This is a genomic window from uncultured Methylovirgula sp., assembly GCF_947646745.1.
GTDB lineage: Bacteria > Pseudomonadota > Alphaproteobacteria > Rhizobiales > Beijerinckiaceae > Methylovirgula.
In genome coordinates this window covers 1-26,135 of the sequence record NZ_CANSHK010000013.1, presented here as the reverse complement: position 1 = coordinate 26,135, position 26,135 = coordinate 1, and the positions used below count along the sequence as shown (strand labels likewise).

35 protein-coding genes are annotated in these 26,135 nt (G+C 62.5%); 3 read left to right on the top strand and 32 right to left on the bottom strand.

Annotated elements, in window-relative coordinates:
* Positions 1-116 precede the first annotated feature (116 nt).
* The 6 genes from surE to Q0025_RS05505 all read right to left on the bottom strand — a co-directional run bounded on the left by surE (position 117) and on the right by Q0025_RS05505 (position 4,843).
* Positions 117-917: a 5'/3'-nucleotidase SurE gene (surE, locus tag Q0025_RS05530; protein WP_297296827.1), complete on the bottom strand. Its 801-nt coding sequence runs from the start codon at positions 915-917 to the stop codon at positions 117-119.
* A 13-nt stretch (positions 918-930) separates the two neighbouring features.
* Entirely contained in the window at positions 931-2,454 is a 1,524-nt protein-coding gene (gene serS / locus Q0025_RS05525) for a serine--tRNA ligase (protein WP_297296825.1), read from the bottom strand.
* A 16-nt stretch (positions 2,455-2,470) separates the two neighbouring features.
* Entirely contained in the window at positions 2,471-3,253 is a 783-nt protein-coding gene (gene tatC, locus Q0025_RS05520; RefSeq protein WP_297296823.1) for a twin-arginine translocase subunit TatC, read from the bottom strand.
* Positions 3,254-3,262: 9 nt separating this feature from the next.
* Positions 3,263-3,661 carry a twin-arginine translocase subunit TatB gene (locus Q0025_RS05515; protein WP_297296821.1) on the bottom strand — a complete coding sequence of 133 codons (399 nt, stop codon included), beginning with the start codon at positions 3,659-3,661 and terminating at the stop codon, positions 3,263-3,265.
* 24 nt (positions 3,662-3,685) lie between these two features.
* A complete protein-coding gene (locus Q0025_RS05510) occupies positions 3,686-3,916 on the bottom strand; it encodes a twin-arginine translocase TatA/TatE family subunit (RefSeq protein ID WP_297296819.1) in 231 nt (76 codons plus the stop codon).
* 108 nt (positions 3,917-4,024) lie between these two features.
* Positions 4,025-4,843: an ATP12 family chaperone protein gene (locus Q0025_RS05505; RefSeq protein ID WP_297296817.1), complete on the bottom strand. Its 819-nt coding sequence runs from the start codon at positions 4,841-4,843 to the stop codon at positions 4,025-4,027.
* Between the two features lie 127 nt (positions 4,844-4,970).
* Here Q0025_RS05505 and ppc point away from each other — a divergent pair, with 127 nt between their 5' ends.
* Together ppc and Q0025_RS05495 are read left to right on the top strand one after the other, a co-directional pair.
* On the top strand, positions 4,971-7,751 hold the full coding sequence (gene ppc / locus Q0025_RS05500; protein WP_297296815.1) for a phosphoenolpyruvate carboxylase: 2,781 nt from the start codon (positions 4,971-4,973) through the stop codon (positions 7,749-7,751).
* 23 nt (positions 7,752-7,774) lie between these two features.
* Positions 7,775-9,409 carry an NAD-dependent malic enzyme gene (locus tag Q0025_RS05495; RefSeq protein WP_297296813.1) on the top strand — a complete coding sequence of 545 codons (1,635 nt, stop codon included), beginning with the start codon at positions 7,775-7,777 and terminating at the stop codon, positions 9,407-9,409.
* 185 nt (positions 9,410-9,594) lie between these two features.
* On the opposite strand, the gene Q0025_RS05490 is transcribed toward Q0025_RS05495, so the two are convergent.
* Positions 9,595-10,593, bottom strand: coding sequence for an RluA family pseudouridine synthase (locus Q0025_RS05490; RefSeq protein ID WP_297296916.1), 999 nt, complete (start codon positions 10,591-10,593; stop codon positions 9,595-9,597).
* 143 nt (positions 10,594-10,736) lie between these two features.
* A complete protein-coding gene (locus tag Q0025_RS05485) occupies positions 10,737-12,044 on the bottom strand; it encodes a replication-associated recombination protein A (protein WP_297296811.1) in 1,308 nt (435 codons plus the stop codon).
* A 172-nt stretch (positions 12,045-12,216) separates the two neighbouring features.
* On the opposite strand from Q0025_RS05485, the gene Q0025_RS05480 reads away from it, so the two are divergent.
* The gene (locus Q0025_RS05480) at positions 12,217-12,876 is read left to right on the top strand and encodes an AAA family ATPase (protein WP_297296809.1); all 660 of its coding nucleotides are present in this window, start codon (positions 12,217-12,219) and stop codon (positions 12,874-12,876) included.
* Between the two features lie 57 nt (positions 12,877-12,933).
* Here Q0025_RS05480 and Q0025_RS05475 read toward each other — a convergent pair whose 3' ends face one another.
* The 24 genes from Q0025_RS05475 to Q0025_RS05360 all read right to left on the bottom strand — a co-directional run.
* Entirely contained in the window at positions 12,934-14,343 is a 1,410-nt protein-coding gene (locus tag Q0025_RS05475) for a DegQ family serine endoprotease (RefSeq protein WP_297296807.1), read from the bottom strand.
* A 36-nt stretch (positions 14,344-14,379) separates the two neighbouring features.
* Complete coding sequence (locus Q0025_RS05470) at positions 14,380-14,772, bottom strand: DUF4260 domain-containing protein (RefSeq protein WP_297296805.1); 393 nt, start codon at positions 14,770-14,772, stop codon at positions 14,380-14,382.
* On the bottom strand, positions 14,769-15,185 hold the full coding sequence (rplQ, locus tag Q0025_RS05465; protein ID WP_297296803.1) for a 50S ribosomal protein L17: 417 nt from the start codon (positions 15,183-15,185) through the stop codon (positions 14,769-14,771). Before rplQ ends, Q0025_RS05470 begins: the two co-directional genes overlap by 4 nt.
* Before the next feature lie 89 nt (positions 15,186-15,274).
* Positions 15,275-16,336, bottom strand: a complete 1,062-nt coding sequence (locus Q0025_RS05460; protein ID WP_297296914.1) for a DNA-directed RNA polymerase subunit alpha — start codon at positions 16,334-16,336, stop codon at positions 15,275-15,277.
* A gap of 28 nt (positions 16,337-16,364) precedes the next feature.
* Entirely contained in the window at positions 16,365-16,760 is a 396-nt protein-coding gene (gene rpsK / locus Q0025_RS05455) for a 30S ribosomal protein S11 (protein ID WP_297296801.1), read from the bottom strand.
* Positions 16,761-16,818: 58 nt separating this feature from the next.
* Entirely contained in the window at positions 16,819-17,187 is a 369-nt protein-coding gene (rpsM, locus tag Q0025_RS05450) for a 30S ribosomal protein S13 (protein WP_297296799.1), read from the bottom strand.
* A 220-nt stretch (positions 17,188-17,407) separates the two neighbouring features.
* The gene (locus Q0025_RS05445) at positions 17,408-18,001 is read right to left on the bottom strand and encodes an adenylate kinase (protein WP_297296797.1); all 594 of its coding nucleotides are present in this window, start codon (positions 17,999-18,001) and stop codon (positions 17,408-17,410) included.
* The gene (gene secY, locus Q0025_RS05440) at positions 17,998-19,332 is read right to left on the bottom strand and encodes a preprotein translocase subunit SecY (RefSeq protein WP_297296795.1); all 1,335 of its coding nucleotides are present in this window, start codon (positions 19,330-19,332) and stop codon (positions 17,998-18,000) included. Before secY ends, Q0025_RS05445 begins: the two co-directional genes overlap by 4 nt.
* A gap of 92 nt (positions 19,333-19,424) precedes the next feature.
* On the bottom strand, positions 19,425-19,910 hold the full coding sequence (gene rplO, locus Q0025_RS05435; protein WP_297296793.1) for a 50S ribosomal protein L15: 486 nt from the start codon (positions 19,908-19,910) through the stop codon (positions 19,425-19,427).
* Positions 19,911-19,920: 10 nt separating this feature from the next.
* Positions 19,921-20,115, bottom strand: a complete 195-nt coding sequence (gene rpmD, locus Q0025_RS05430; RefSeq protein ID WP_297296791.1) for a 50S ribosomal protein L30 — start codon at positions 20,113-20,115, stop codon at positions 19,921-19,923.
* Positions 20,116-20,126: 11 nt separating this feature from the next.
* Positions 20,127-20,705, bottom strand: coding sequence for a 30S ribosomal protein S5 (rpsE, locus tag Q0025_RS05425; RefSeq protein ID WP_297296789.1), 579 nt, complete (start codon positions 20,703-20,705; stop codon positions 20,127-20,129).
* A 67-nt stretch (positions 20,706-20,772) separates the two neighbouring features.
* The gene (gene rplR / locus Q0025_RS05420) at positions 20,773-21,135 is read right to left on the bottom strand and encodes a 50S ribosomal protein L18 (protein ID WP_297296787.1); all 363 of its coding nucleotides are present in this window, start codon (positions 21,133-21,135) and stop codon (positions 20,773-20,775) included.
* A 72-nt stretch (positions 21,136-21,207) separates the two neighbouring features.
* Positions 21,208-21,741 (bottom strand): 50S ribosomal protein L6, encoded by a 534-nt coding sequence (gene rplF, locus Q0025_RS05415; RefSeq protein WP_297296785.1) that lies wholly within the window; start codon positions 21,739-21,741, stop codon positions 21,208-21,210.
* 21 nt (positions 21,742-21,762) lie between these two features.
* The gene (rpsH, locus tag Q0025_RS05410) at positions 21,763-22,161 is read right to left on the bottom strand and encodes a 30S ribosomal protein S8 (protein WP_297296783.1); all 399 of its coding nucleotides are present in this window, start codon (positions 22,159-22,161) and stop codon (positions 21,763-21,765) included.
* A 10-nt stretch (positions 22,162-22,171) separates the two neighbouring features.
* Positions 22,172-22,477, bottom strand: a complete 306-nt coding sequence (gene rpsN / locus Q0025_RS05405) for a 30S ribosomal protein S14 (RefSeq protein WP_297296781.1) — start codon at positions 22,475-22,477, stop codon at positions 22,172-22,174.
* Positions 22,478-22,513: 36 nt separating this feature from the next.
* Positions 22,514-23,200: a 50S ribosomal protein L5 gene (gene rplE, locus Q0025_RS05400; protein WP_297296779.1), complete on the bottom strand. Its 687-nt coding sequence runs from the start codon at positions 23,198-23,200 to the stop codon at positions 22,514-22,516.
* Positions 23,193-23,510, bottom strand: a complete 318-nt coding sequence (rplX, locus tag Q0025_RS05395; protein WP_297296777.1) for a 50S ribosomal protein L24 — start codon at positions 23,508-23,510, stop codon at positions 23,193-23,195. The genes rplE and rplX overlap by 8 nt, the downstream gene beginning before the upstream one ends.
* A complete protein-coding gene (rplN, locus tag Q0025_RS05390; RefSeq protein WP_297296775.1) occupies positions 23,510-23,878 on the bottom strand; it encodes a 50S ribosomal protein L14 in 369 nt (122 codons plus the stop codon). Before rplN ends, rplX begins: the two co-directional genes overlap by 1 nt.
* 86 nt (positions 23,879-23,964) lie before the next feature.
* Positions 23,965-24,216 (bottom strand): 30S ribosomal protein S17, encoded by a 252-nt coding sequence (gene rpsQ / locus Q0025_RS05385; protein WP_297296773.1) that lies wholly within the window; start codon positions 24,214-24,216, stop codon positions 23,965-23,967.
* Between the two features lie 3 nt (positions 24,217-24,219).
* Positions 24,220-24,429 carry a 50S ribosomal protein L29 gene (gene rpmC / locus Q0025_RS05380; protein ID WP_297296771.1) on the bottom strand — a complete coding sequence of 70 codons (210 nt, stop codon included), beginning with the start codon at positions 24,427-24,429 and terminating at the stop codon, positions 24,220-24,222.
* Between the two features lie 10 nt (positions 24,430-24,439).
* Positions 24,440-24,853, bottom strand: a complete 414-nt coding sequence (gene rplP / locus Q0025_RS05375; RefSeq protein WP_297296770.1) for a 50S ribosomal protein L16 — start codon at positions 24,851-24,853, stop codon at positions 24,440-24,442.
* A 29-nt stretch (positions 24,854-24,882) separates the two neighbouring features.
* Entirely contained in the window at positions 24,883-25,605 is a 723-nt protein-coding gene (gene rpsC / locus Q0025_RS05370; RefSeq protein ID WP_297296768.1) for a 30S ribosomal protein S3, read from the bottom strand.
* A 10-nt stretch (positions 25,606-25,615) separates the two neighbouring features.
* Complete coding sequence (gene rplV, locus Q0025_RS05365) at positions 25,616-26,008, bottom strand: 50S ribosomal protein L22 (protein WP_297296766.1); 393 nt, start codon at positions 26,006-26,008, stop codon at positions 25,616-25,618.
* A 1-nt stretch (position 26,009) separates the two neighbouring features.
* Positions 26,010-26,135 (bottom strand): ribosomal protein S19 family protein (locus Q0025_RS05360; protein ID WP_297296913.1); only part of this gene is annotated, 126 nt, incomplete at its 5' end.

Below are 26,135 nucleotides of genomic sequence, written 5' to 3'. Positions count from 1 at the left end.
CTTTCTCGCAACGCAGCGCCGGCCGCCGGGACAGCATCGCCACGGCCGAATCACGCGGAGATCGATGATTTCACGATTTAGGCCAAGCCGGAAGCCAATGGCCCGGGCACCAACAGCTATTCGGCGCTTTCCTTCCGACGCGGCGCAAATTGGACGCCATCGAAAATGCGGGTGTAACGCGTGACCGAGACCTCGTCGGTCATGTCGAGCTTGAGTGGCGTCACCGAGATGCGTTTGTTCCACAAGGCATCGAGATCGGTCCCTGGACGCCTCGCGCTGATGTCACGGTCGAAGGCGATCCAATAATAAGGATTGCCGCGGCCATCGAGGCGACGCTCAAGCCGGGCCAATTGCATATCGCGCCGGCCCTGCACCGTTACCGAGACGCCCGTCACTTCCTCGGCCGGACAACCGGGAAAATTCATATTGATCAACACGTCGCGGTCGATGCCTTCGTCGAGCAGCGCCTTGATGATGCGCGGCGCATGAACTTCGGCGCAATCCCAATCGAGTTCATTGTGATCGGCGGGGTGATAAGTCTGCGACAGCGCAATCGACGGCACACCGAGGATCGTGCCTTCGATCGCCGCCGCAATCGTGCCCGAATAGGTGACATCGTCGGCGATATTCGAGCCGCGGTTGACGCCTGACAGAACCAGATCCGGCTGGCGGCCCCGCAAAATCTCGCGCACGCCCATGATGACGCAATCCGTCGGCGTGCCTTTGACGGCGTATCGACGCTCGGAAATCTTGCGCAGCCGCAGCGGATCGTTGAGCGAGAGCGAATGCGAGACACCGCTTTGGTCGTGCTCGGGCGCCACGACGACGATATCGTCGGAAAGCTGCGCGGCGATTCGCTCCAGAACCTGAAGCCCCGTCGCGTGAATGCCATCGTCGTTGGTGACCAAAATGCGCATATGAGTCGCGAATCTATGCCGTTTTCGTGAGCCGCTTGATACCGCCCATATATGGCAGCAAGACATCAGGCACGGTTACGGAGCCGTCCTCGTTCTGATAATTTTCCAGCACGGCAACGAGGGCGCGGCCCACCGCCACCCCGGATCCGTTGAGCGTATGGACGAAGCGGGTCGCCTTGCTGCCCTCCGGCCGGTAACGCGCCTCCATGCGGCGGGCCTGGAAATCGCCGCAAAGCGAGCAAGAGGAAATCTCGCGATAGCGCCCCTGCCCCGGCAGCCAGACTTCGATGTCATAGGTTTTCTGCGAGGCAAAACCCATATCGCCCGTGCAGAGCGTCACCACCCGATAGGCAAGGCCCAAGCGCTTCAACACGGCCTCGGCGCTGGCAAGCAGCCGCTCGTGTTCGTCATGCGACTGCTCCGGCGTCGTCACCGAGACGAGTTCGACCTTGGTGAATTGATGCTGGCGGATCATGCCGCGCGTATCGCGCCCCGCCGCGCCCGCCTCGGCGCGAAAACAGGGCGTCGCGGCGGTGACGCGCAGCGGCAATTGGCTCTCGTCGAGGATCGACTCACGCACGAGATTGGTCAGTGGCACTTCGGCCGTCGGGATCAGCCACAGCGCCCGCTTGGCGAGCTGATGGTTCCAATATTTGAGATCGAATTCGGCAAAGAGATCGTAGCGCGCATCGCGCTTTGCCAGGTTCCGCGCATAGCGTTCATCGAGCCCGCGGCCCTTGGCGCCGCGAATGAAATCATCGACGAATTGCTCGGCGCGCGCCTCGGCCTCGGCTTCGATCGTGTCTTTTTCTTCGCCGCGCCGGCGTTCATATTCGATCATGCTTTCAAGCTGCGTGATCGGCTCGAGGTAGGTCGGAAACTGGTCGTCGCGGAACTTCGGCAATTGCGCTGTGCCGAACATCGTCTCGTCGCGGACGAGCAGCGGCGGATTGACCTCGGTATAGCCATGCTCGCTCGTATGCAGATCGAGCATGAACTGGCCCAGCGCGCGTTCGAGCCGCGCCAGAGCGCCTTTCAAGATGACGAAACGGGCGCCGGATAGTTTTGTCGCCGTCTCGAAATCCATCAGGCCGAGCGCCTCGCCGATCTCGAAATGCTCCTTTGGCTTGAAAGCAAACTCTGGCTTGCTGCCGACAGCGCGCAATTGCGGATTGTCGTTCTCGTCCTTGCCTTCGGGAACCTCGGCCAGTGGAATGTTCGGGACTTGCGCGAGCGCCGCATCGAGCGCGGCAATGGCGCTGCGCTCCTCCTCCTCATAGGTGGTCAGAGCCAATTTGAGGTCGGCGACTTCCTGCTTCAGCGCCGCGGCCTTGACGCCGTCGCCCGCCTTCATCGCAGCGCCGACTTCCTTCGAGGCGGCGTTGCGCCGCTCCTGTGCGCTTTGCGCCTTGGCGATGGCGGCGCGGCGCTGATCGTCGAGGGCGAGCAGCGACGCCGACAACGACGTGAGCCCACGCCGCGCCAAGCCAGTGTCAAAAGCTCCCGGATTCTCCCGGATCCACTTGATGTCGTACATGAAAGAAACCTCGAAATCAGGTGCCGGCGGCCGCCCGCGCCTCGGCTGCGCGCTGCTTTTCAATGAAAGCGACGGCGAGGATCGAAAGTTCGTAGAGGAGCAGGCCGGGGACGGCAAGGGCCATCATGGAGAAGACGTCCGGCGGGGTCAGCACCGCCGCGGCAACGAAGACCAGCACGGCGGCATAGCGGCGCTGACGCCGCAGAAACGCCGCATCGACAAGGCCGACACGGCCCAGCAGCGTCAAAACCACGGGGAGTTGAAAGACCACCCCGAAGGCGAAGATCAGCGTCATGATCAGCGACAGATATTCGCTGACCCGCGGCAGAAGCTCGATCTGCGGCCGGCCGGGCTGCGCCGCCTGCTGCATGCCCATGAAGAAGCCGAGCAGGTTCGGCATCACGACGAAATAGACGAGCAGCGCGCCGAGCAGAAAGAAAATCGGCGTCGCGAACAGATAAGGCGCGAAGGCACGCCGCTCCTGCTTGTAAAGGCCCGGCGCAACGAAGGCATAGATTTGCGCGAAGATGATCGGACAGGCGAGGACGGCGGCGGCGAAAATCGCGACCGTGATCTGCGTGAAGAAATATTCCTGCGGCGCCGTGAAGATGAGTTTTGCGCCCGGACCGGCCACCCGCTCGTAGGGCATGAGCAGGACGTTGTAGATGTTCTTGGCGAAGAAGAAGCAGATGATAAACATCGCGACGAAGGCGAGCAGCGCCCGAATGAGACGCGCCCGCAATTCGATCAGATGGTCGATCAGCGGCGCGCGTGTCGCCTCAATATCGGCGTCGGACATGAAATCGCATCAATCTTTCGCGCGCGCGACGGCGAGAGGCTCCGCCACGCTGAGACTTTCTTCCGAGACCTCCGGGACGGCCGCTGGGACCGCCGCCTCCACCGGCTTGACCGGGGCCTCGATCTGACGGACGGCGCTCATCATTTCGCTCTTGGCCGCGTGCAGCGGATCAAAGCCGAGATCGATCTTGGCGCTTTCGGTGAGCTTATGGACATCGGCCTTGAGGTCCTCGGCACCGGCCTCATTCATCGCTTCCATGAATTGGGCCTGGAACTCGGCCCCCATGCGCCGCAGCTTGCCGACCGCCTGGCCCACCTGCCGCATGACGCGCGGCAGGTCTTTCGGACCGATGAAAATCAGCGCGGCAATCGCGATGATGATCAGCTTGCCGGCATCGAATTCAAACATGGGAATGCCGTTCGAGCGCGCGGATCAACTGGCCTTTTGCGACTGTGAGACGGGGTTTGCCTCGACACCGGGGCGATGGTCGAGCGCCTGCGGTGCGCCCGCCGCGGGCGTCTCGTCGTCGGCAAGGCCTTTCTTGAAGGATTTTATGCCTTTAGCGAAATCGCCCATGATGTCGGAAATCTTGCCCTTGCCGCCGAACAACAGCAGGACGACGGCGCCGAGGATCAACAGGTGCCAAATTGAAAACGATCCCATTGCGGGCCTCCATTCTGGTCTGGCCGGAACCTATGCTTCCGGGCCAGGGAACACAAGGAGGCGAACGGCGGGATCGCGCTGGCGTTCCGGGCGTTTTCCGGCAATGGCCTAGGCGGCGTTGATGAGCCGCCAAAATTCCACCGCCGCCGCCATATCGGCAAAGCGCCGGTCGCGGCGCACCATCGCTTCGCGGTCCTCCCCCCATTGGCGGATTTGATGATCTTCGTCCACATGGGCGGCGCCCCAGGCCGCGTCGAGGCTCAGTTGCCCCTGCGTCAGCGCCAGGGCGATGAGGACCGAACCGGTCAGCGCCGTCATGGTGGCAAGGCTCGCGAGCGCGAAGGGCGCGACCCGGCTGCCGCCGATCTCGACAATGTGGTCCCGCACGGCGGCCCGTGCGGCCGCGGGCTGCGCCACAAAGCTCACGCCCTCGACACAGAAGAACCGCGCACCGAGCTGCGTTGCAGCAAAATCAAGAACCGGGTCCCAAGCCGCCGCCTGGGCTTCGACCAGGCTCGCCGGCGCCTCGGCGCGATAGCAGACGAGATCGGTTTCGGCATATTTGGCGATATCGTCAATGACCGCCGGGATCTGGCCGGCGACGCCGTCGACGGCGGTGAAGGCCAGCCGCGTCAGCGGCATCGCCGCGAAATCGATGCTCTCTTGCTGGGCCTGCCATTCGCCGGCGATGGCGTCGGCCAGCGCCTGGGTCGGCACGATAAGATCGTGCTTGGCGGGGGTCTTGGCGAGACGGCCGTCGAGCACAAGCCCGAAGCCGTCCCCGGCGGGCTGGGCGCGCGCATCTTGATAGAAGCGCCGCGGCAGGGGTTTTTGTTGCTCCCGCCGCGCCAAGGCGACGGGGTCGGCGGCCGGGTTGGCGACCGGATCGGCCGGCTGAGCTTGCGGTTTGGGTGGATCTTCGCGCATTAATCCCCCTTTAGCCCATAAAAGTCGGGGGTGAAATGTCGCGCTGGACCGGCCGAAAAATCCGCAGCGTGCCCTTTCGGCAGGAGCTATAGAGAAGTTAGGACCAGAGGGAGCGCCGGAGCGTCATATGAACAAAGAAACCGACAGGGCCGAATTTGCCGCCGACCGCGAGCCCGACCGCGCGCTGAAGGACGACATCCGGCTGCTCGGCCGCATTCTCGGCGATACCGTCCGCGAGGAACAGGGCCAGGACATTTTCGATCTGGTGGAGCTGATCCGCCAGACCTCCGTGCGCTTCCACCGCGACGGCGACGAGGCCGAGCGGCGCAAGCTCGAATCCATTCTGGAATCGCTGACCCCGTCGCAATCCATGCAGATTGTGCGAGCCTATTCCTATTTCTCGCATCTCTCGAATATTGCCGAGGATCAAGATCAGATCCGCAAATTGCGCCGCGATGCGATTGCCAATCTGCCGCCGCCGCCGAGCACTTTGGCGCGCGCCCTCTCCCGCGCGCATGAAGCCGGCATCACCGCGGAGCAATTGCAGGACTTTTTCGACCATGCCTTCATGGTTCCCGTCCTGACCGCGCATCCGACAGAAGTGCGGCGCAAGAGCACGATGATGCGCGAAATGGCGATCGCGCATCTGCTCGAACGGCGCGACCGGCAGCAATGGACACCGGAGGAAGAGACCGAAATCGAGGACAAGATCCGCCGCGCCGTGCTGATCCTCTGGCAGACGAGTCTCCTCCGCCGCACCAAGCTCAACGTCCGCGACGAAGTTTCGAACGGCCTCGCCTATTACGACTATACGTTCCTCAAGGAAGTGCCACGGCTCTACCAGCAGATCGAGCGGCAGGTCCGCGCCTATGACCCGTCGCTGGATGATGTGCCGATCCCGTCGTTCCTACGGCTCGGCAGCTGGATCGGCGGCGACCGCGACGGCAACCCCTATGTCGATGCCGAAGTGCTGCGCACGACGACGCAGATGCATGGCGCGCGCATTCTGACCCATTATCTCGACGAATTGAGCAAACTCGGCAGCGAACTATCGCTCACCGCAGAACTCGTCGAGGTCACGGACGAATTGCGCGAGCTCGCCTCGAGCTCGCCCGATTCCTCGCCGCATCGCATGGCCGAGCCTTATCGCCGCGCGGTCGCTGCGATCCGCGGCCGGATCGCCGCCAACCTGCGCGCCATCGACGATCAATATCCGATCCGCTCGCGCGGCGATTTCATGCCGGCCTATCGCAACGCCGACGAATTCCGCCGCGACCTGCATATCATCGACCAATCGCTGAAACTGCACGGCTCGCGGCTGATCACCCGCGGCCGGCTGCGGGCCTTGCGCCGCGCCGCAAGCTGCTTTGGCTTCCATCTCGCAACGATCGATCTGCGGCAGAATTCGGACGTGCATGAACGCACGATCGCCGAGCTGCTCGAGGCCGTCGCACCCGGCACCGATTATAAGTCCCGCAGCGAGGACGAGCGCGTCACGCTTCTCGTCAAGGAGCTGAACGAAGTCCGCCAGCTCGTCTCGCCGTTCTGCACCTATTCCGAAGAGACCCGCAAGGAGCTCGCGATCTTTCATGCGGCGGTCGAGGTCCGCGCGACCTACGGCGCCGAAGCCATCCGCACGGCCATCATCTCGAAGGCGGAATCGGTCTCCGACATGCTCGAACTGGCGGTCCTCCTCAAGGAGGTCGGCCTCATCACGCCGGACGGCAAGAGCAAGATCGATATCGTGCCGCTGTTCGAGACGATCGCCGACCTGCGCAATTGCGCCGGCGTCATGGAAAAAGCCTTTGCCCTGCCCGCCTATCGCCGCCTGGTCGAGAGCCGCGGCCATACGCAGGAGATCATGCTCGGCTATTCCGACAGCAACAAGGACGGCGGCTTCATCACCTCCGGCTGGGAATTATACAAAGCGGAAATCAGCCTGATCGAGACGTTCAAGCGCCATGACGTGAAGATGCGCCTGTTCCACGGCCGCGGCGGCTCGGTCGGCCGCGGCGGCGGACCGGCCTATGAAGCCATCCTGGCGCAGCCGAGCGGCGCGGTCGGCGGCCAGATCCGCGTCACCGAGCAGGGCGAGATCATCTCGTCGAAATTCTCGAACCCGGATGTCGGCCGGCGCAATCTCGAAACATTCGTCGCCGCGACCTTCGAAGCCTCACTGCTGATGCCGGAGCAGCATGCGCCGCGCGAGGAATATTTGTCGGCGATGGAGGAAATTTCCGGTCACGCCTTCAAGGCCTATCGCGCCCTCGTCTACGACACCCCCGAATTCGAGAGCTATTTCTGGGCCTCGACCGTCATTACCGAGATCGCCACGCTGAATATCGGCAGCCGGCCGGCCTCGCGCACCAAGACGCGCAAGATCGAGCATCTGCGCGCTATCCCTTGGGTTTTCTCCTGGGCGCAGTGCCGGCTGATGCTGCCGGGCTGGTTCGGCTTCGGTGCCGCCTTCAAGGCATGGACGCAGAAACATCCGGACACCGGATTGAAGTTCCTGCAGGACATGTATCGCGAATGGGGCTTCTTCCGCACCATGCTCTCCAACATGGAAATGGTCCTGGCCAAGAGCAACATCGGCATCGCCTCGCGCTACGCCGAACTCGTGCCCGATCGCAATGTGCGCGATAAGATCTTTCAGGCCATCCGCGCCGAATGGATGGCTTCCGTCGATGCGCTCCTGAAAGTGACCGGCCAGAACGAACTGCTGCAGGACAATCCGACGCTCGACGCCTCGCTCAAGATGCGCATTCCCTATCTCGATCCGCTCAATCATGTGCAAGTCGAGCTGCTCAAGCTGCATCGCGCCGCGGACAACGAGGACGAATCGATCTTGCGCGCCGTGCAGATCACGATCAACGGCATTTCAGCCGGCCTGCGCAACAGCGGCTGATCGCAGAAATTCGGGGGCGGAGAATGTCTGGGGAAACCACGGTCGGCTATGAGCTTCTCCGCAATCCCCGCTTGAACAAAGGCACGGCCTTTTCCGACGCCGAGCGCCGCGCGCACGGCCTTGAGGGCCTGCTGCCGCCGCGCCCGGTGACGCTCGAATTGCAGATGGCGCGGATTCACGCCGAATTGTCCAATCTCGACAACGATCTGCAGAAATATATGTTCTTGTCCGATCTCCAGGCGCGCAACGAGACCTTGTTCTATGCGATCCTGATGTCGGACCCGGCCACGTTCATGCCGATCGTCTACACGCCGACGGTCGGCGAGGCCTGCCAGAAATTCGATCAGATCTTCCGCGTGCCGCGCGGCCTCTATCTGCCGATCAGCGCGCGCGGCCGCATCAAGGAACTGCTCGGCCATTGGCCGCAGAAAGACGTGCGCTTCATCGTCGTCACAGATGGCGAGCGCATTCTGGGCCTCGGCGACCTCGGCGTCGGCGGCATGGGCATTCCGATCGGCAAGCTCGCGCTTTACACCGCCTGCGCCGGCACGCCGCCGCAATATTGCCTGCCGATCACGCTCGATGTCGGCACCAACAATCCCGAACTGCTCGAAGACCCGCTCTATCTCGGGCTCAATCAGAAACGCGTGCGCGGCGCCGATTATGCCGCCTTCATCGATGAATTCGTCCAAGCGGTGCAGGCGCTTTATCCGAAGTGCTGCATCCAGTGGGAGGATTTCGCCAATTTCAATGCGGTGCCGATTCTAGAGCTTTATCGGGACAGGATCTGCACCTTCAACGATGACATTCAGGGCACGGCGGCTGTCGCGCTCGCCGGCATTTTCGCCGCTTTGCGCATCAAGAAAGAGAAACTGGCGGACCAGCGCTTCTTGTTCCTCGGCGGCGGCTCGGCGGCGACCGGCATCGCGGAATTGATCAGCCAGGCGATGGCGCTCGACGGCCTCGACATCAAGGCGGCGCGGGCGCGCAATGCGCTTTTCGATATCAATGGGCTCGTCGACCGTTCACGCAACGATCTCGCCGATTTCCAGCGCCCCTTCGCTCTCGATCATGCGCCGATTTCGCGATTCGTCGATGCGATCAAGGACCTGCGGCCGACCGGCATTATCGGCGTCAGCACGGTGCCGAAATTGTTCAATCAGGCCGTCATCGAGACCATGGCCGATATCAACAAAAGGCCGATCATCTTCCCCTATTCCAATCCGACCTCGCGTTCCGAATGCACGGCGGAAGAAGCCTATCGCTGGTCGCAAGGCCGCGCGATCTTCGCCAGCGGCAGCCCATTTCCGCCGGTCGAGATCGAGGGCCAGAGTTTCATCCCCGGCCAAGGCAACAATGTCTATATTTTCCCGGCGATGGGCATGGCGGTGTTCGCGACCGAGGCAAAGCGCGTGACGGAAGAAATGTTCATCGTCGCCGCCAAGGCCGTCGCCGAACAGGTCACCGAGAAAAATCTTGCCGACGGCCTCATCTATCCGCCGCAGAGCAAGATTCTCGAAGCCTCACTGCATGTGGCGGCGCGAGTGGCCGAATATATTTTCGATCACGATCTGGCCCGCGTGCCGCGCCCGGCGGATATTCCGGGGCATATCTTAAGCCGCGCCTACCGGCCGATCTATGCGAGCTTCGCATCCTGACGTCGCTTCCGCATGGCCTTGTCGAAAAAGTCGTGCAACTTTTTCGGACCATGCCGTGATTGAAGAAGCCGGCGCATGGCCTTGTCGAAAAAGTCCTGCAACTTTTTCGGACCATGCCGTGATTGAAGAAGCCGGCGCATGGCCTTGTCGAAAAAGTCCTGCAACTTTTTCGGACCATGCGCTGATTACTCCGGCGCGTCTTCGATCGGGTCCCGGCCTTTGACGTCGAAGCCGAAGAGATCGAAGCTTTTCTGCATATGCGGCGGCAGCGGCGCGGTGACATCGAGCGTGCCGCCGCGCGGATGCGGCAGAACGAGGCGCCGCGCGAGCAGATGCAGTTTGCGCTCGATCCCCTCGGGGATCAGCCGCGCCGGGTCGTGATGGCGCGGCGCCTTCGCATCGCCCGAATATTTCGGATCGCCGATGATCGGATGACCGATCGCCTCGGCATGGGCACGCAATTGATGCGTCCGGCCGGTGATCGGCTTCATCGACAGCCAGGCAAGCCGCGAGGGAAGCTTGTCGACGACGGCATAATAGGTCACCGAATGCTGCGCCTCGGCATCGCCATGTTTGGCGATCTGCATTTTTTCGCGCGCGGGCTGCGCGCCCGGCGTTTTTTTCCCCCGCACGTCACCCATGCCCTCGCCCTTAGCCAGAAAGAGCGAGATGCGGCCTTGCGCCGGCTTCGGCACGCCTTCGACCAGCGCCCAATAGATTTTCTGCGCCTGACGCGAGCGGAAAATCTCGCCGAGCTTGGCCGCCACGCGGCGCGACTTGGCGACAAGGAGCACACCGGCCGTATCGCGATCGAGCCGATGGACGAGTACCGGACGCTCGCCCTTTTCATCCGCGAGCGAAGCCAGCATGCCATCGATATGATGCTTGGTGCCTGAGCCGCCCTGCACGGCAAGGCCGTGCGGCTTGTTGAGCACCATCAGGTCCTGATCCTCGTAGAGGATCATGCTGCGAATCGCCCTGCGATCGGCTTCGGACACTGGGGGCTTCGGCGCCGATGGCGCCACGGTGACCGGCGGAATGCGGATTTTCTGTCCGGCGGCAAGCCGCGTCGACGTCGTCGCCCGCGCGCCATCGACGCGCACCTGGCCGGTGCGGACGATCTTGTTCAGATGCGACAGCGACAGGCTCGGCAGATGCCGCTTGAACCAGCGGTCGAGGCGCAGACCATCTTCGTCTTCGCTGACGGTGAGGGTCTGGACCGGGCTTGCCTGCCCGCCTCCGTCATGACGCGGCGCATGGCGCCGAAGCTGCCCGGGCTTTCCGTCCGGATCGCTTTGCTTCCCCTGCACCGGCGCGCGTTCCTCGCTCACGACTGATCCCGCTCCTTCCTGAGCTTTTCCCAATAATCGAGCCGCTTCTTGATCTCGCGTTCGAAGCCGCGTTCGACCGGCGCGTAGAGCTGCTGGCGGCCGAGCTTTTCCGGCCAATAATCCTGGCCCGAAAAGGCTTCGGGCGAATCATGATCATATTCATAGCCCGCGCCATAACCTTCGTTCTTCATCAATTTGGTCGGCGCGTTGAGAATGATCTTCGGCGGCATCAACGAGCCATGCTCCTTGGCGAGCCGCTGGGCGGCGCCATAGGCGCGATAGGCGGCATTCGATTTGGGCGCGGTCGCCACATAGATCAGCGCATTGGCGAGCGCCAGCTCGCCCTCGGGGGAGCCGAGAAAATCATAGGCCTCTTTCGCCGCATTGGCGACGACAAGCGCCTGCGGATCGGCGAGGCCGATATCCTCGACCGCCATGCGGACGATGCGCCGCGCGATGAAGAGCGGCGCCTCGCCGGCATCGAGCATGCGCGCGAGATAATAGAGCGCCGCATCGGGGTCGGAGCCGCGCACGCATTTGTGCAGCGCGCTGATCAGATTGTAGTGGCCCTCCTGGGCTTTATCGTAGATCGGCGCGCGGCGCTGGACGATCTCGGTCAGGGAGGCGACATCGAGCGGCGCCGGCGGCGCGGCACGCCAGATTTCCTCGGCGAGCGTCAGCACGGCGCGGCCGTCGCCATCTGCCATGCGCAGCAGCGCATCGCGCGCCTCGGGCGTCAGCGGCAGATCCCTGCCCTCGACCTTTTCCGCGCGCAGCAGAAGTTTGGCCAAAGCCGCCTCGTCCAAAGCGCGGAAGGTCAGCACCCGCGCCCGCGACAGCAGCGCCGCGTTCAATTCGAAGCTCGGGTTTTCCGTGGTCGCGCCGATCAAAGTGATCGTGCCGTCTTCCATCACCGGCAGAAAACTGTCCTGCTGCGTGCGGTTGAAGCGGTGGATCTCGTCGACGAAAAGCAGCGTGCCCTGGCCGATGGCGCGGCGCTTGCGCGCTTCGTCGAAGACTTTCTTAAGTTCGGCGATGCCGGAAAAAATCGCCGAGATCTGCACGAAAGCGAGCTTGGTCTCCTGAGCCAGGAGCCGCGCGACCGTGGTCTTGCCGGTGCCGGGCGGGCCCCAAAAGATCAGGCTGCCGAGCGAACCGGCGCGGATCAGACGCGTCAGCGCGCCGTCGGGCCCAAGCAGATGGTCTTGGCCCGCGACCTCGTCGAGGTTTTGCGGACGCAGCCGGTCGGCCAGCGGATGAGGCGCTTGATCGGATAAATGTGCGGCGGTGAAAAGATCGGACATATAGCTTCAATTTGGGCGCGAAAGTCTCGGAAATGAAGAGCAAAAAGCGCTCGCCGCGAATATTCGCAAGCTCGGGCTGCAGCGCCAAATCCAAATCTTTATCAGTCAGTTAACGTTTCGATGAGAAATGAAAGCAAGTATAATTTTGCATCGAATCGCGGGAGCTCCTCACATGCGTATTGTCGCAATGGTCAATCAAAAGGGCGGATCCGGCAAAAGCACTTTGGCTGCCTGCCTTGCCGTCGCCGCGCAGGAAGCCGGCGAACGCGTCTTTCTTATCGATATGGACCCGCAGAAGTCGTTGTTGAAATGGGGCCATCGCCGCCAGGACAAGGACCTGCCGGTCGAGGCCGTGACCGCTGCAAAGCTCGATGCCGCGCTGGCCGCGCTCGCCCGCGGTCGCGTGACGCTGGTCATCGTCGATACGCCCGCCACCGACTCGCCCGCCGCCGATGCCGCAATGCGCGCCGCCGACCTCTGCCTCATCCCGGCGCGGCCGACCATCTTCGACATTTGGGCCAGCGAAGCCACCCGCGGCAAACTGAAGACGCTCAGCAAGGATTACGCCTTCGTCCTCAACCAATGCCCGCCGATGCAAGAGAGCCAGCGCGTCAATGACGGCGCTGCCGCCGTCGAGGCTATGGGTGGATTGCTGCGGCCCTTCGTCGTCGCCCGCGTCGATTATCAGGAAGCGGCGCGCGAAGGCATGGGCGTTACCGAGATCGATACCGAGGGCAAGGCTGCCGAAGAGGTGCGCCATCTCTGGTCGTCGCTGAAACGCCGCCTCAGCCGATTGAAGCACGCGGAAAAGGGTACCCGCCGCGCCGCGTAAGCGGCGGGTCCGTTAGCCTCGCATGGCACTAAGACCGCTGCGCGTCTCGGCGACGCGCTAGCCGCCCACCACCGTGGTGATGATCTGATTGCCGCGACCGATGCTGATTTTCCAGAAATAATGATCGCCGAGGGTGGCTTTCTCCAGGTCGTGCGTCGTCTCGATCTTCTTGTTGTTGACGGCGATCACGACGTCGCCCTTTTGCAGGTTCAACGCCGCGGCGCGCGAATCTTGATCGATGTCGCTGATCACCACGCCCTGGTTGGGCGATTCGAGCGAATATTCCTCCGCCACCGCCGGCGAGATGTTGATGACCGTTGCGCCGGCAAAAGGCGATGATCCGGTGATCTTGACCGGGTCACGCGGCAGGTCCGGCGCGGCCTCCGCCTTGACTGTGAGCTCCAGCGGCTTACCGCTGCGAATGACCGAAAACACCGCATTGCTGCCGAGCGGCACAGTGGCGAAACGGTAGCTGAAGGCCTCGACATCGTCCGTCGGCTGGCCGTCGATGGCGACGATGAGGTCGCCATGTTGCAGGCCCGCGGCTTCCGCCGGGCTCTTCGGCGTCACGTCGGTGACGAGCGTACCGACCGGCCGGTCAAGATTGAGCGAATCGGCAATATCCTTCGAAATGTTCTGCAGGCCGGCGCCGAGATAAGGACGCCGGACCGCCGAGCGGCCAGCTTTGGCGGTGGCGACGATCACCTTCACCATATCCGAGGGAATGGCAAAGCCGATGCCGACCGAACTGCCGGTTTGCGAGACGATCGCCGAATTGATGCCGATGAGCCGCCCATGCATATCGACCAAAGCGCCGCCGGAATTGCCCGGATTGATCGCCGCGTCCGTCTGGATGAAGAAGCCGTAATGGGAAATGCCCTCTTCCGTGCGCGCCAGCGCCGAGATGATGCCCTGGGTGACGGTCTGGCCGACGCCGAAGGGATCACCGATGGCGAGCACCAGATCGCCCACTTGAAGCTTGTCGGAATCGTCGAATTCCATGAAGGGAAACGGCCCTTTGCCTTTGAGCCGCAAAACCGCGAGATCGGTGCGCTGATCGCGGAGCACGATCTCAGCCGGCATTTCGCGCCGGTCGGCGAGCGCGACCTTCACGTCGGTCATGCCGGAGATCACGTGATAATTGGTGACGACAAGCCCGCTCGGATCGATCAGCACGCCGGAGCCGAGCGATTGCGCTGTCGGCCCGCCTGGCCGCTCCTCCTGCGAATCGCCGAAGAAATGCCGGAAGATCGGATCGTCGAACAAAGGATTGCGCGGCGCGGTGTCGGTGCGCGATGCGTAGACGTTGACGACCGCGGGCGCGACCTTTTTGACGATCGGTGCGAACGACAAAGTAATCTCGGCGGCTGAGGCCGGCACGGTTTGCTCCGCGGCCAAAGGCGTCGCCGCAAGAGCCGCGCCGAACGTCAAGGCAAACACGATCAGAGGGCGAGACAGCACTTTCATACGATCCTCGTCATTTGCCGCCGATAGAACCAAATCCTAGCGGCCGATATGTCCCAAATGTGTGTCGCCGAAGGCCGTGGCATATTTTAGCCCGTAGCCCAAAGCCCGGTCGGCGCCGATATGGGCAAGCCAGATCAAGGCGATAGATTGGCCCAGGGGATGCACCAGCAGGCTGGAGAGGCCGAGCAATACGAGCGGAGCCAGCGTCGTATGGACGAGATTATAGGCGAAGGCGCCGATGCGAGGCGAAACGAGATAAGCCAGGAACGACAAATCCGGCGTGAAGAACAGAAGCGCAAACAAGAGCCAGGAGCCGTGGCCGAGCCAAAAGAAAAAGGCGGCGCCGATCGCCAGCGCCGCCCCTTCCAAACGTAAAATCCAACGGGGGCCGCCGGTGACGGCACCCGTCACGGCGAGATCGGCGCTCATGCCTCGGCCGCAGCCTCGTCCAGCACCGGCCCCGAATCCTTGCCCTTCGCGTCCTCGTCGCGGTCGACGAATTCGATCACCGCAAGCGCCGCGTTGTCGCCCTGGCGGAAACCTGCCTTCAACACGCGCGTATAGCCGCCGTTGCGGGTCTTGTAGCGCGGACCCAGGACATCGAAGAGCTTGCGGACGAGATCGACGTCCTTGATCTGAGCAATCGCCTGGCGGCGCGCATGTAGATCGCCGCGCTTGCCGAGCGTCACGAGCTTTTCGACGACCGGACGCAAATCCTTCGCTTTCGGCAGCGTTGTGACGATCTGCTCATGCTTGATGAGCGCCTGGGACAGATTGGCGAACATCGCCTTGCGATGTTCATGCGTGCGGTTGAAGCGGCGCTTCGCGCGACCGTGATACATGGCCCATCTCCTTATGCGGCCGCCGTGCCAAGGTACGGCCGGGTGTTGTTATCCAACAAAGGCCCTCCCCCGAAGGAGAGGGCTTGCTCTCAATAATGCTCTTCGAACCGCTTGGCGAGTTCGTCGATATTCTCCGGCGGCCAGCCGGTGACTTCCATGCCGAGGTGCAGGCCCATCTGCGCCAGCACCTCCTTGATTTCGTTCAGCGACTTGCGGCCGAAGTTCGGCGTCCGCAGCATCTCGGCTTCGGTCTTCTGGATCAGATCGCCGATATAGATGATGTTGTCGTTCTTCAGGCAGTTCGCCGAACGCACCGAGAGCTCGAGCTCGTCGACTTTCTTGAGCAGCGCCGGATTGAAAGCGAGCTCGGGAATCGACGGCGCGACTTCCTCGCGGCGCGGCTCCTCGAAATTGACGAAGACATTGAGCTGGTCCTGGAGAATACGCGCCGCGTAGGCGACGGCATCCTCGGGCGAGACCGAGCCATCGGTTTCGATCTGCATCGTCAGCTTGTCATAATCGAGGATCTGGCCCTCGCGGGTGTTCTCGACGCGATAGCTCACCTTGCGCACCGGCGAATAGAGGCTGTCGACGGGGATCAGGCCGATCGGCGCATCTTCGCTGCGATTGCGGTCGGCCGTCACATAGCCCTTGCCGGTGTTGACGGTGAATTCCATGCGGATTTCCGCACCCTCGTCCAGGGTGCAGATGACGAGATTCGGGTTCAGCACCTGAACGTCGCCGACCGTCGAAATATCGCCGGCGGTGACCTTACCCGGGCCGGTCTTCTTCAAGACCATGCGCTTCGGACCCTCGCCCTGCATCTTGATGGCGATGTCCTTGATGTTGAGGACGATGTCCGTCACATCCTCGCGCACGCCGGGGATCGACGAGAATTCATGCAGCACGCCGTCGATATGCACCGAGGTGATCGCCGCGCCCTGCAGCGACGACAACAAAATCCGCCGCAGCGAATTGCCGAGCGTAACGCCGAAGCCGCGCTCGAGCGGTTCGGCAACAATCGTCGCAAGCCGCTTCGGGTCGTCGCCGGCGGCGACCTCGAGCTTGTTCGGCTTGATGAGCTCTTGCCAGTTTTTCTGAATCACGAGAGCATCCTCATTGGGGCATGAGGGACCTTCGGCTGAAACCAGCGCCGAAGGCCTCTGCACAGTTAAACAATCAAACGCGGCGGCGCTTGCGCGGGCGGCAGCCGTTATGCGGAATGGGCGTCACGTCACGGATGGAGGTGACGGTAAAGCCGGCAGCCTGCAGAGCACGCAGCGCAGATTCGCGGCCGGAACCCGGCCCCGACACTTCGACTTCGAGCGTGCGCATACCGTGTTCGGCAGCTTTGCGCGCAGCGTCCTCGGCCGCCATCTGCGCGGCATAGGGCGTCGACTTGCGCGAACCCTTGAACCCCATCGTCCCCGCCGACGACCAGGAGATCGTATTGCCCTGGGCGTCACTGATGGTGATCATCGTATTGTTGAACGACGAATTCACATGCGCCACGCCGGAGACGATATTCTTACGCTCGCGGCGGCGGACGCGTGTCCCTGTTGCTTCTTTTGCCATGCTTCGGTCCTTCCAGCGCGCCCGTAATGCCAGGCGCTCGGGCTTCTCGGTTTATCGGTTACTTCTTTTTGCCGGCGATCGGCTTCGCCTTGCCCTTGCGGGTACGGGCATTGGTATGCGTGCGCTGGCCGCGCACCGGCAATTGGCGGCGATGACGCAAACCGCGATAGACGCCGAGGTCGGTCAGCCGCTTGATGTTCATCGACACTTCGCGGCGCAGATCGCCTTCGACCTGATAGTCGCGGTCGATCGTCTCGCGGATTTGCAGAATTTCGGCATCGGTCAGATCATGCACGCGCCGTTCCGGCGCGATATGAACCTTTTCGATGATTTCCTGCGCCTTCTTGGGGCCGATCCCGTGGATATATTGAAGAGCAATGACGACGCGCTTGTTCGTCGGAATGTTAACGCCGGCAATACGTGCCACTAGTTTCTCCATATCTGCCGCAAAGCCACGGCGAAAACCCGCGTCCGGTGGAGGCCGGCCCTTGCGGGGCACCTGATAACAGGAAACCGGCCCTCTGTGGCTGCCCAAAGAGGCCGGGTCCGATCATTTCGGTTTGGAACGCTTGATCTAGTGTTTCGAGCGCCCCGCGTCAACTGCAAATCGCGGCGAAATCAGCGCTTTAACCAATGATTCCGCGATCTCAAACCCGCTGCCCTGCGGCGAGCGCATGATCTATGGCCGCGCTGACGGTTTCGATCGGCGCCATGCCGTCAACTGCCTTCAACTCGCCCCGCCCGGCGTAATAAGCGGAAACCGGGGCTGTCATTTCGCGATAGGCATCGAGGCGGATTTTGAAAGCCTCGGCATTGTCGTCAGCACGCACCGTGCCGCCGGCGGCAAGCGTGTCCTTGACCCGCTTTTCGATCCGTCCGAGCAATTCGGCCTCGTTCACCTTCAATTCGATGACGGCGTCGAGGCTGAGATGCTTGTCGGCGAGCAATTTATCGAGACCTTCAGCCTGTTTCACGGTCCTAGGAAAACCGTCGAGGATGAAGCCTTTGGCCGCGTCCGGCTGCTCGATCCGCTCGGCAATGATACCGAGCACGATATCGTCGGAGACGAGGCTGCCAGAATCCATGACCGCCTTGGCCGCGCGGCCGATCGGCGTCCCGGCGGCGACTGCGGCACGCAGCATGTCACCGGTCGAAAGTTGCGGAATGCCGTATTTGTTGACGAGGCGTGCTGATTGCGTCCCCTTGCCTGCTCCGGGTGGGCCGAGCAGAATCAACCTCATCGTTTCTTCCCTCTCAATCTGGCTTTTTTGACCAGACCTTCATACTGGTGCGCCTGAAGGTGGCCGTGGATCTGCGCCACGGTATCCATCATAACGCTTACCACGATGAGGAGCGAGGTGCCGCCGAAATAAAATGGCATGGCGGCATAGGAGACGAGAATCTCGGGCAAGATGCAGATGAGGCAAAGATAGGCGGCACCGAGAACGGTGATCCGCATCAAAACCTTATCGATATATTGTGCGGTGCGTTCGCCGGGCCGGATACCGGGGATGAAGCCCGAGTGTTTCTTCAGATTGTCGGCGGTCTCGGTCGGGTTGAAGACGACCGCCGTATAAAAGAAGGTGAAGAAAACAATCAGCACGACATAAAGGATCATGTAAAGCGGTCGGCCGTGGCCGAGATAGAGCGAGATTGTCGCGAGAATGCCGCCGCCGCCACTGTGCGCCGAAAAATTGGCGATCGTGGTCGGCAGCAACAACAGCGACGAGGCAAAAATCGGCGGGATGACACCCGACGTATTGAGCTTCAGCGGCAGGAAAGAAGTCTGCCGATCATACGTCCGGTTGCCTTGCTGGCGCTTCGGGTAGGTGATCACCAAACGCCGCTGCGCGCGCTCCATGAAAACGATGAAGGCGATGACGGCGATCGCCATCACCATCACGGTCAGGATCAGGAAGGTCGAAAGCTGCCCCTGGCGGCCGAGTTCGAGCGTGTGGACGATGGCTGCCGGAAAGGCCGCGACAATGCCGGCGAAAATGATCAACGACGAACCATTGCCGATACCGCGCGAGGTGATCTGCTCGCCGAGCCACATCAGGAAAAGCGTGCCGCCGGTCAGCGTGATTGTCGTCGAGATCGAAAAGAAGATACCGGGATTGGTGACGATCCCCGCCTGCCCCTGCAAGCCGACGGAAATGCCATAGGCCTGGAAGGCGGCGAGAACAACCGTCAGATAGCGCGTATATTGATTGATGATCTTACGGCCCGATTCGCCCTCCTTCTTCAGCGCTTCGAGCGACGGGAACACGCTCGTCAGAAGCTGAATGATGATCGAGGCGGAAATGTAGGGCATGATGTTCAGGGCGAAGATCGCCATGCGCTGTACGGCGCCGCCCGAGAACATGTTGAAGAGCTGCAGGACGCCCTGGCTGTTGCCGTTGAAGGCGCGGGCGAAAGCGGCGGGATCGATTCCCGGCAGTGGGATATAGGTGCCGAGCCGGTAAATGATCAGCGCGCCGAGCGTGAACCAAATCCGTTTCTTCAGTTCATCGGCTTTGGCGAAGGCGCCCCAATTGACGTTAGCTGCAAGCTGTTCGGCGGCCGATGCCATGAAGTGCTCCGCACGGCGCGCGCAGCGCCAAATCCCGAGAATGACCCGAAGCCCAGGATGTGGGGAGCCGGAGGCTCCCCCGCAACCGAGGTTTAGGCGCCGGCCGCGGCCTCCGCCACGGCAGCGAGAAGCTTGACCGATCCGCCCGCCTTTTCGATGGCAGCGACGGCCGATTTCGAGGCCGCCGCGACTTCAAAGGCGAGTTTGGCGCTGATTTCGCCGACGCCGAGGATTTTCACGCCGTCGCGGCGCTTGCTGACGACACCCGCGGCAAGCAAGGTGTCGATCGTGACCGGCGCATCGGTCGCGAGCTTGCCGGCGGCGACCGCTTCCTGAATGCGGCCGACATTGACCTCATTGTAATCCTTGCTGAACGGCGGCGTGAACCCGCGCTTCGGCAAGCGCCGATGCAGCGGCATCTGGCCGCCCTCGAAGCCCTTGATTGCGACGCCGGTGCGCGCCTTCTGGCCCTTGACGCCGCGGCCACCGGTCTTGCCCTTGCCGGAGCCGATGCCGCGGCCGACGCGCATGCGCTTCTTCGAAGCGCCCTCGTTATCGGTGATTTCGTTGAGTTTCATGGCTCTGTCCTCACGCGTTCTCGACGATGCGCACGAGATGCGCGACTTTATCGATCATGCCGCGGATGGCCGGCGTGTCGGCAAGCTCAACGCGGCGGCCGAGCTTGTTGAGGCCGAGGCCGATGAGCGTTGTGCGTTGCACGGCGGGCCGGCCGATCGGGCTCTTGATCTGCTCGACGACGAGCTTCGTTTTGGTGTTCGTCATGGCGGAATTCCTTACGCCTCGGCCGCGGCTTCGGCTTCGCCGCCAAGGCGGCGCGCCTGCAAGGTCGAGACCTTCAGGCTGCGGCGGGCGGCGACCGCCCGTGGCGAATCTTCCTGCTGCAGGGCGTCAAAGGTCGCGCGGATCATGTTGTAAGGATTGGACGAGCCCTGCGACTTGGCGACGACGTCGTGCATGCCGAGCGTCTCGAACACGGCGCGCATCGGGCCGCCGGCGATGATGCCTGTGCCAGCCGGCGCGGCGCGTAGCACGACGCGGCCGGCGCCATGGCGGCCGGTCACATCGTGATGCAAGGTGCGGCCTTCGCGCAGCGGCACGCGGATCAGAGCGTGCTTGGCGGCTTCCGTCGCCTTGCGGATCGCCTCCGGCACTTCGCGCGCCTTGCCGTGGCCGAAGCCGACGCGGCCCTTCTGATCGCCGACAACGACAAGCGCGGCAAAGCCGAAGCGCCGGCCGCCCTTCACCACTTTGGCGACACGATTGATATGGACCAGACGATCCACAAATTCGCTGTCGCGCTCTTCCCGATCCCGCTCGCGGCCGCGGCCGCCGCCTTCACCTTCGCGTGCCATAGTCTTTTCCGTTCTTTCGTCACTTGCGCGGCCGGCGTTCTGCCGCCGCTCGCTTCGAAGTCCTCAATTAGATGGTCAACCCCGCCTCGCGCGCGCCCTCGGCCAGGGCCTTGACCCGGCCGTGATAGACATAAGCGCCGCGGTCGAAGACGACCTCTTTGATCCCCGCCTCGAGCGCGCGGGCGGCAATCTGCTTGCCGATTTCGCGCGCCGCCTCGATCGTCGCGCCGGTCTTCAGCGCGTCGCGATTGGCCTTTTCGAGCGTCGAAGCCGCGGCGAGCGTCACGCCGCCGGCATCATCGATGATCTGCGCATAGATCTGCTTCGACGAACGATGCACCGACAGACGCGGCTTGCCATAGGCATGCGCCTTGACCGCCCGCCTGACGCGAGCCTTGCGGCGTGCCCCTGTCTTAATATCCTTCGCCATAGTCTGCTCCTACCGCACGCAGCCGGAAAAGGTTTAGACTTTCCGGACAAAGGGCATGCGAAAACGTTTGCCTTATTTCTTTTTGCCTTCCTTGCGGAAGATGAATTCATCGGAATATTTCACGCCCTTGCCCTTATAGGGCTCCGGCGGACGGAAGGCGCGGATTTCCGCAGCGACCTGCCCCACCTGGCGCTTGTCGATGCCGGTGATCGTGATCTCGGTCGGCTTCGGCGTCGTGATCGCGATCCCCTGTGGGATCGGGAAGATCACGTCATGGCTGTAGCCGAGCGACAATTGCAGATTCTTGCCGGCGACGGCGGCCTTGTAGCCGACGCCGTTGATCTCGAGCTTCTTCTCGAAGCCCTTGGTGACGCCGACGACAAGATTGTTGACCTGCGCACGCGCCGTGCCCCAGAGCGCGCGGGCGCGCTTGGTCTCGTTGCGAGGGTCGACCTTGATCTGATTGTCAGCAAAGCTGACATTGACGTCGCCCGGCACGACGAAGCGCAATTCGCCCTTCGCGCCTTTGACGGCGACGCTCTGGCCCTCGACCTTGGCGGTGACGCCAGCCGGCAGAGTTACGGCCCTTTTTCCGACGCGGGACATGATCTCAATCCATCCTTCCGATCAGAAGACTTTGCAGAGCACTTCGCCGCCCACATGCGCATCACGCGCCGCATGGTCGGCCATCACGCCCTTCGACGTCGAGACGATGGTGATGCCAAGGCCGTTCGCAACTTGCGGCATCTCGGCGACCGCCGCATAGACGCGGCGGCCGGGCTTCGACACGCGCTCCAATTCCCGAATGACCGGCTCACCGTCATAATATTTGAGTTCGATTTCGAACTCGGTGCGGCCGTTGCCATATTCCGTCGTCGAATAGCCGCGGATATAGCCCTCCTGGGTCAAAACGTCGAGCACATGCGCACGCAGCCGCGAGCCAGGCGTATTCACCTTGCCCTTGCGGCGCATCTGCGCATTGCGGATGCGGGTCAGCATATCGCCGAGCGGATCGTTCACGGACATGCGGCCCTCCTTACCAGCTCGACTTCACAAGGCCAGGAATCTGGCCGCGCGAGCCAAGATCCCGGACCGCGATACGCGACATTTTCATCTTGCCGATAAAGGCGCGCGGCCGGCCGGTGACCTCACAGCGGTTGCGAATGCGCGTCGCCGACGAATTGCGCGGCAATTCGGCGAGCTTCAGCCGTGCGGCAAACCGCTCCTCGGCGCTGAGGTTCTGATCCTCGGCCAGGGCCTTCAGCCGCTTGCGGCGCGCCGCATATTGCTTGACGAGCTTCTCGCGATGCTTGTTCTTTTCGACCGAACTTTTCTTAGCCATATCTCTACCTCTTGGCTCCGCGTTTGAGACCTTGCCTCACTGCCGGAACGGGAAGTTGAATGCGCGCAAAAGGGCGCGCGCCTCTTCGTCGGTTTTTGCCGTCGTACACACAATCACATCGAGGCCGAGAACGCTCTCGGCTTTGTCGTAATCGATCTCCGGGAACACGATGTGCTCCTTGATGCCGAGCGCATAATTGCCACGCCCGTCGAAGCTCTTCGGGTTCAAGCCGCGGAAGTCGCGCACCCGCGGCAGCGCGATCGTCACCAGACGATCGAGAAATTCGTACATCCGCGTCTTGCGCAGCGTCACCTTGGCGCCGATCGGCATATTCTCGCGCACCTTGAAGGTCGCGATCGCCTTGCGGGCCCGCGTGACGATCGGTTTCTGGCCGGCGATCAACGCGAGATCGGCCGCCGCGACCGTCACTTTCTTGGTGTCGTTGACGGCTTCGCCGACGCCCATGTTCAGCACGATCTTCTCGATCTGCGGCACTTCGAGCGGGTTCTTATAGCCGAACTGCTTGATGAGCTGATCGCGCACGACCTCGGTGTAATGCTTCTTGAGACGCGGCACATAATCCGCCGGCGCGGTGAACGGCTCCGCCGCCGCACCCTCGCGCGCGCGGGACTGCGCGGTCTTGGCCTCGCCGCCCTTGCCAGACTTTGCGTCTTTCTTGGCGCCGCCCTTCGGTGCGGCCTTTTCGTTCTTCGGCTCAGCCATCGATCAGGTCTCCCGAACGTTTGGCAACGCGGACCTTGCGGCCGTCGTCGAGAATCTTGAAACCAACCCGCGTCGCCTTGCCGTCCTTCGGATCGGCCAGCGCAAGGTTGGAGAGATGAATCGTCCCCTCTTTCGAGATGATCCCGCCTTCCTGGCTCGGCGTCTGGCGCTGGTGGCGCTTAACGATGTTGACGCCGCGCACGACGGCACGGCCGTCCTTCGGCAGAACCTGCAGCACTTCCCCGGCACGCCCCTTGTCGCGCCCGGCAAGTACGACGACCTTGTCGCCCTTCTTGATCTTTGCGGCCATTACAGGACCTCCGGCGCGAGCGAGATGATCTTCATGTGGTTCTTGGCGCGCAACTCGCGCGGCACCGGCCCGAAGATACGGGTGCCGACCGGCTCCGACTGATTGTTGATCAACACCGCCGCATTGGAATCGAAGCGGATGACCGAACCATCGGGGCGCTTGATGTCCTTGGCGGTGCGCACGACGACCGCCTTCATCACATCGCCCTTCTTGACGCGACCGCGCGGGATCGCCTCCTTGACCGACACGACGATGATATCGCCGATCGAAGCATATTTCCGCTTCGACCCGCCGAGCACTTTGATGCACATCACGCGGCGCGCGCCGGAATTGTCGGCGACGTCGAGATTGGTCTGCATCTGTATCATGGCCTTACGCCTTTCTTGTCAGACAGGTTTCCGTTGCCGGACTTCGCCTGAGCTTCCCTTGTTCCAGTGCCCTTGCGGGCCATGCCTTAATTCGTCGTAGCCGCTGCCGCGCCCTCGACTACGATCCAGCGCTTGAGGCGCGAGATCGGCCGCGTCTCCTCGATCAGCACCGTATCGCCGACCTTGGACTTATTCGCCTCGTCATGCGCGTGATAGTTCTTCGACCGCCGCACCGTCTTCTTCAGAAGCGGATGGGTGAAGCGCCGCTCGACCTTCACCACGACGGTCTTGTCCTGCTTGTCGCTGACGACAATGCCCTGGAGAACGCGTTTCGGCATGACTTAAACCTTTTTCTTGGCGCGCTCGGCGGCGATCGTCTTCGCCCGCGCAATGTCGCGGCGCACGATGCGCACCCGCGCCGTATCCTGAAGCTGGCCGGTCGCCCGCTGAAAGCGCAGATTGAACTGCTCCTTCTTGAGGCCCAGGACTTCGTGTTCCAATTGATCCTCGGACATGACGCGCAGGTCCGACAGGCGTTGCTTGCTCTTCACGGCGCGTCTCCTATTCCACGATGCGCTGCACGAAGCGCGTCTTGATCGGCAGCTTGGCGGCCGCCAGCGTCAAGGCCTCACGCGCAAGCTCGGTTGGCACGCCGCCGATCTCGAACATGATGCGGCCCGGCGCAATGCGCACCGCCCAGAATTCCGGCGCGCCCTTGCCCTTACCCATGCGCACTTCGGTCGGCTTCTTCGATACCGGCACGTCGGGGAAGACGCGGATCCAGACGCGGCCGGCGCGCTTCATATGACGCGTCATGGCGCGGCGCGCGGCCTCGATCTGGCGCGCGGTGACGCGCTCGGGCTCCATCGCCTTCAGGCCATATTCGCCGAAGTCGAGATTGAAGCCAGCCTTCGAAGCGCCGTGGATACGGCCCTTGAAAGCTTTGCGGAACTTCGTGCGCTTTGGTTGCAACATGGTTTTAGTCTTTCAAATGCTTTCGCGTCTCAGGCCGCGTCACGATCGCGACGGCGGCGCTCGCCGCCGGAACCGCCGCCATGATCCTGCTCGGCCATCTTCTTGTCCTGCGCCATCGGATCGTGCTCGAGGATCTCGCCCTTGAACACCCAGACCTTGATGCCGCACGTACCATAAGCGGTATGTGCCGTCGCCGTGCCGTAATCGACATCGGCGCGCAGCGTATGCAGCGGCACCCGGCCCTCGCGATACCATTCGAGGCGCGCGATCTCGGCACCGCCGAGACGGCCGGAGCAATTGATGCGGATGCCTTCGGCGCCGAGGCGCATGGCCGATTGCACGGCGCGCTTCATTGCGCGGCGGAACGCGACGCGCCGCTCAAGCTGCTGGGCAATCGAATCGGCTATGAGCGTCGCATCGATCTCAGGCTTGCGCACTTCGACGATATTGATGACGACTTCCGACTCGGTGAGCTTCGACACCGCCTTGCGGATCTTGTCGATATCGGCGCCCTTCTTGCCGATGACGACGCCGGGGCGCGCCGAATAGATCGTCACGCGGCACTTCTTGTGCGGCCGCTCGATGATGATCTTCGACACCGCCGCCTGCTTCAACATCTTGAAGAGAAGCTCGCGGATACGGATGTCCTCGTGCAGCAGCTTGCCGTATTCGACCTTGTTCGCATACCAGCGCGAATCCCAGGTGCGGTTGATGCCGAGGCGCAGGCCGATTGGATTGACTTTCTGTCCCATTGCTTGCTCCTCAGGCCCCGGCCGATGCCGGCGCTTCGACCTCGCGCACGACGATGGTCAAATTCGAAAACGGCTTTTCGATCCGCCCGGCGCGGCCGCGCGCCCGCGGCGAGAACCGCTTGAGCACCAGGCCCTTGCCGACGAAAGCCTCGGCGACGATCAGATCGTCGACATCGAGGTTGTGATTGTTTTCCGCATTGGCGATGGCGCTCTCGAGCGTCTTCCTGACGTCGAGGGCGATGCGCTTGCGCGAGAACTGAAGCTCGGCCAAAGCCCGCTCCACCTTCTTGCCGCGGATCAACTGGGCGACGAGGTTCAGCTTCTGCGGGCTGATGCGGATCATCCGGCAGACGGCTTTGGCCTCATTATCCTTCAAAGCGCGCGGCGCCTGTTGCTTGCCCATATCAGCCTCGCTTGGCTTTCTTGTCGCCCGCGTGACCGTGGAAGGTGCGGGTGGGCGAGAACTCGCCGAACTTGTGGCCGATCATGTCCTCGCTCACCGAGACCGGGATATGCTTGTGGCCGTTATG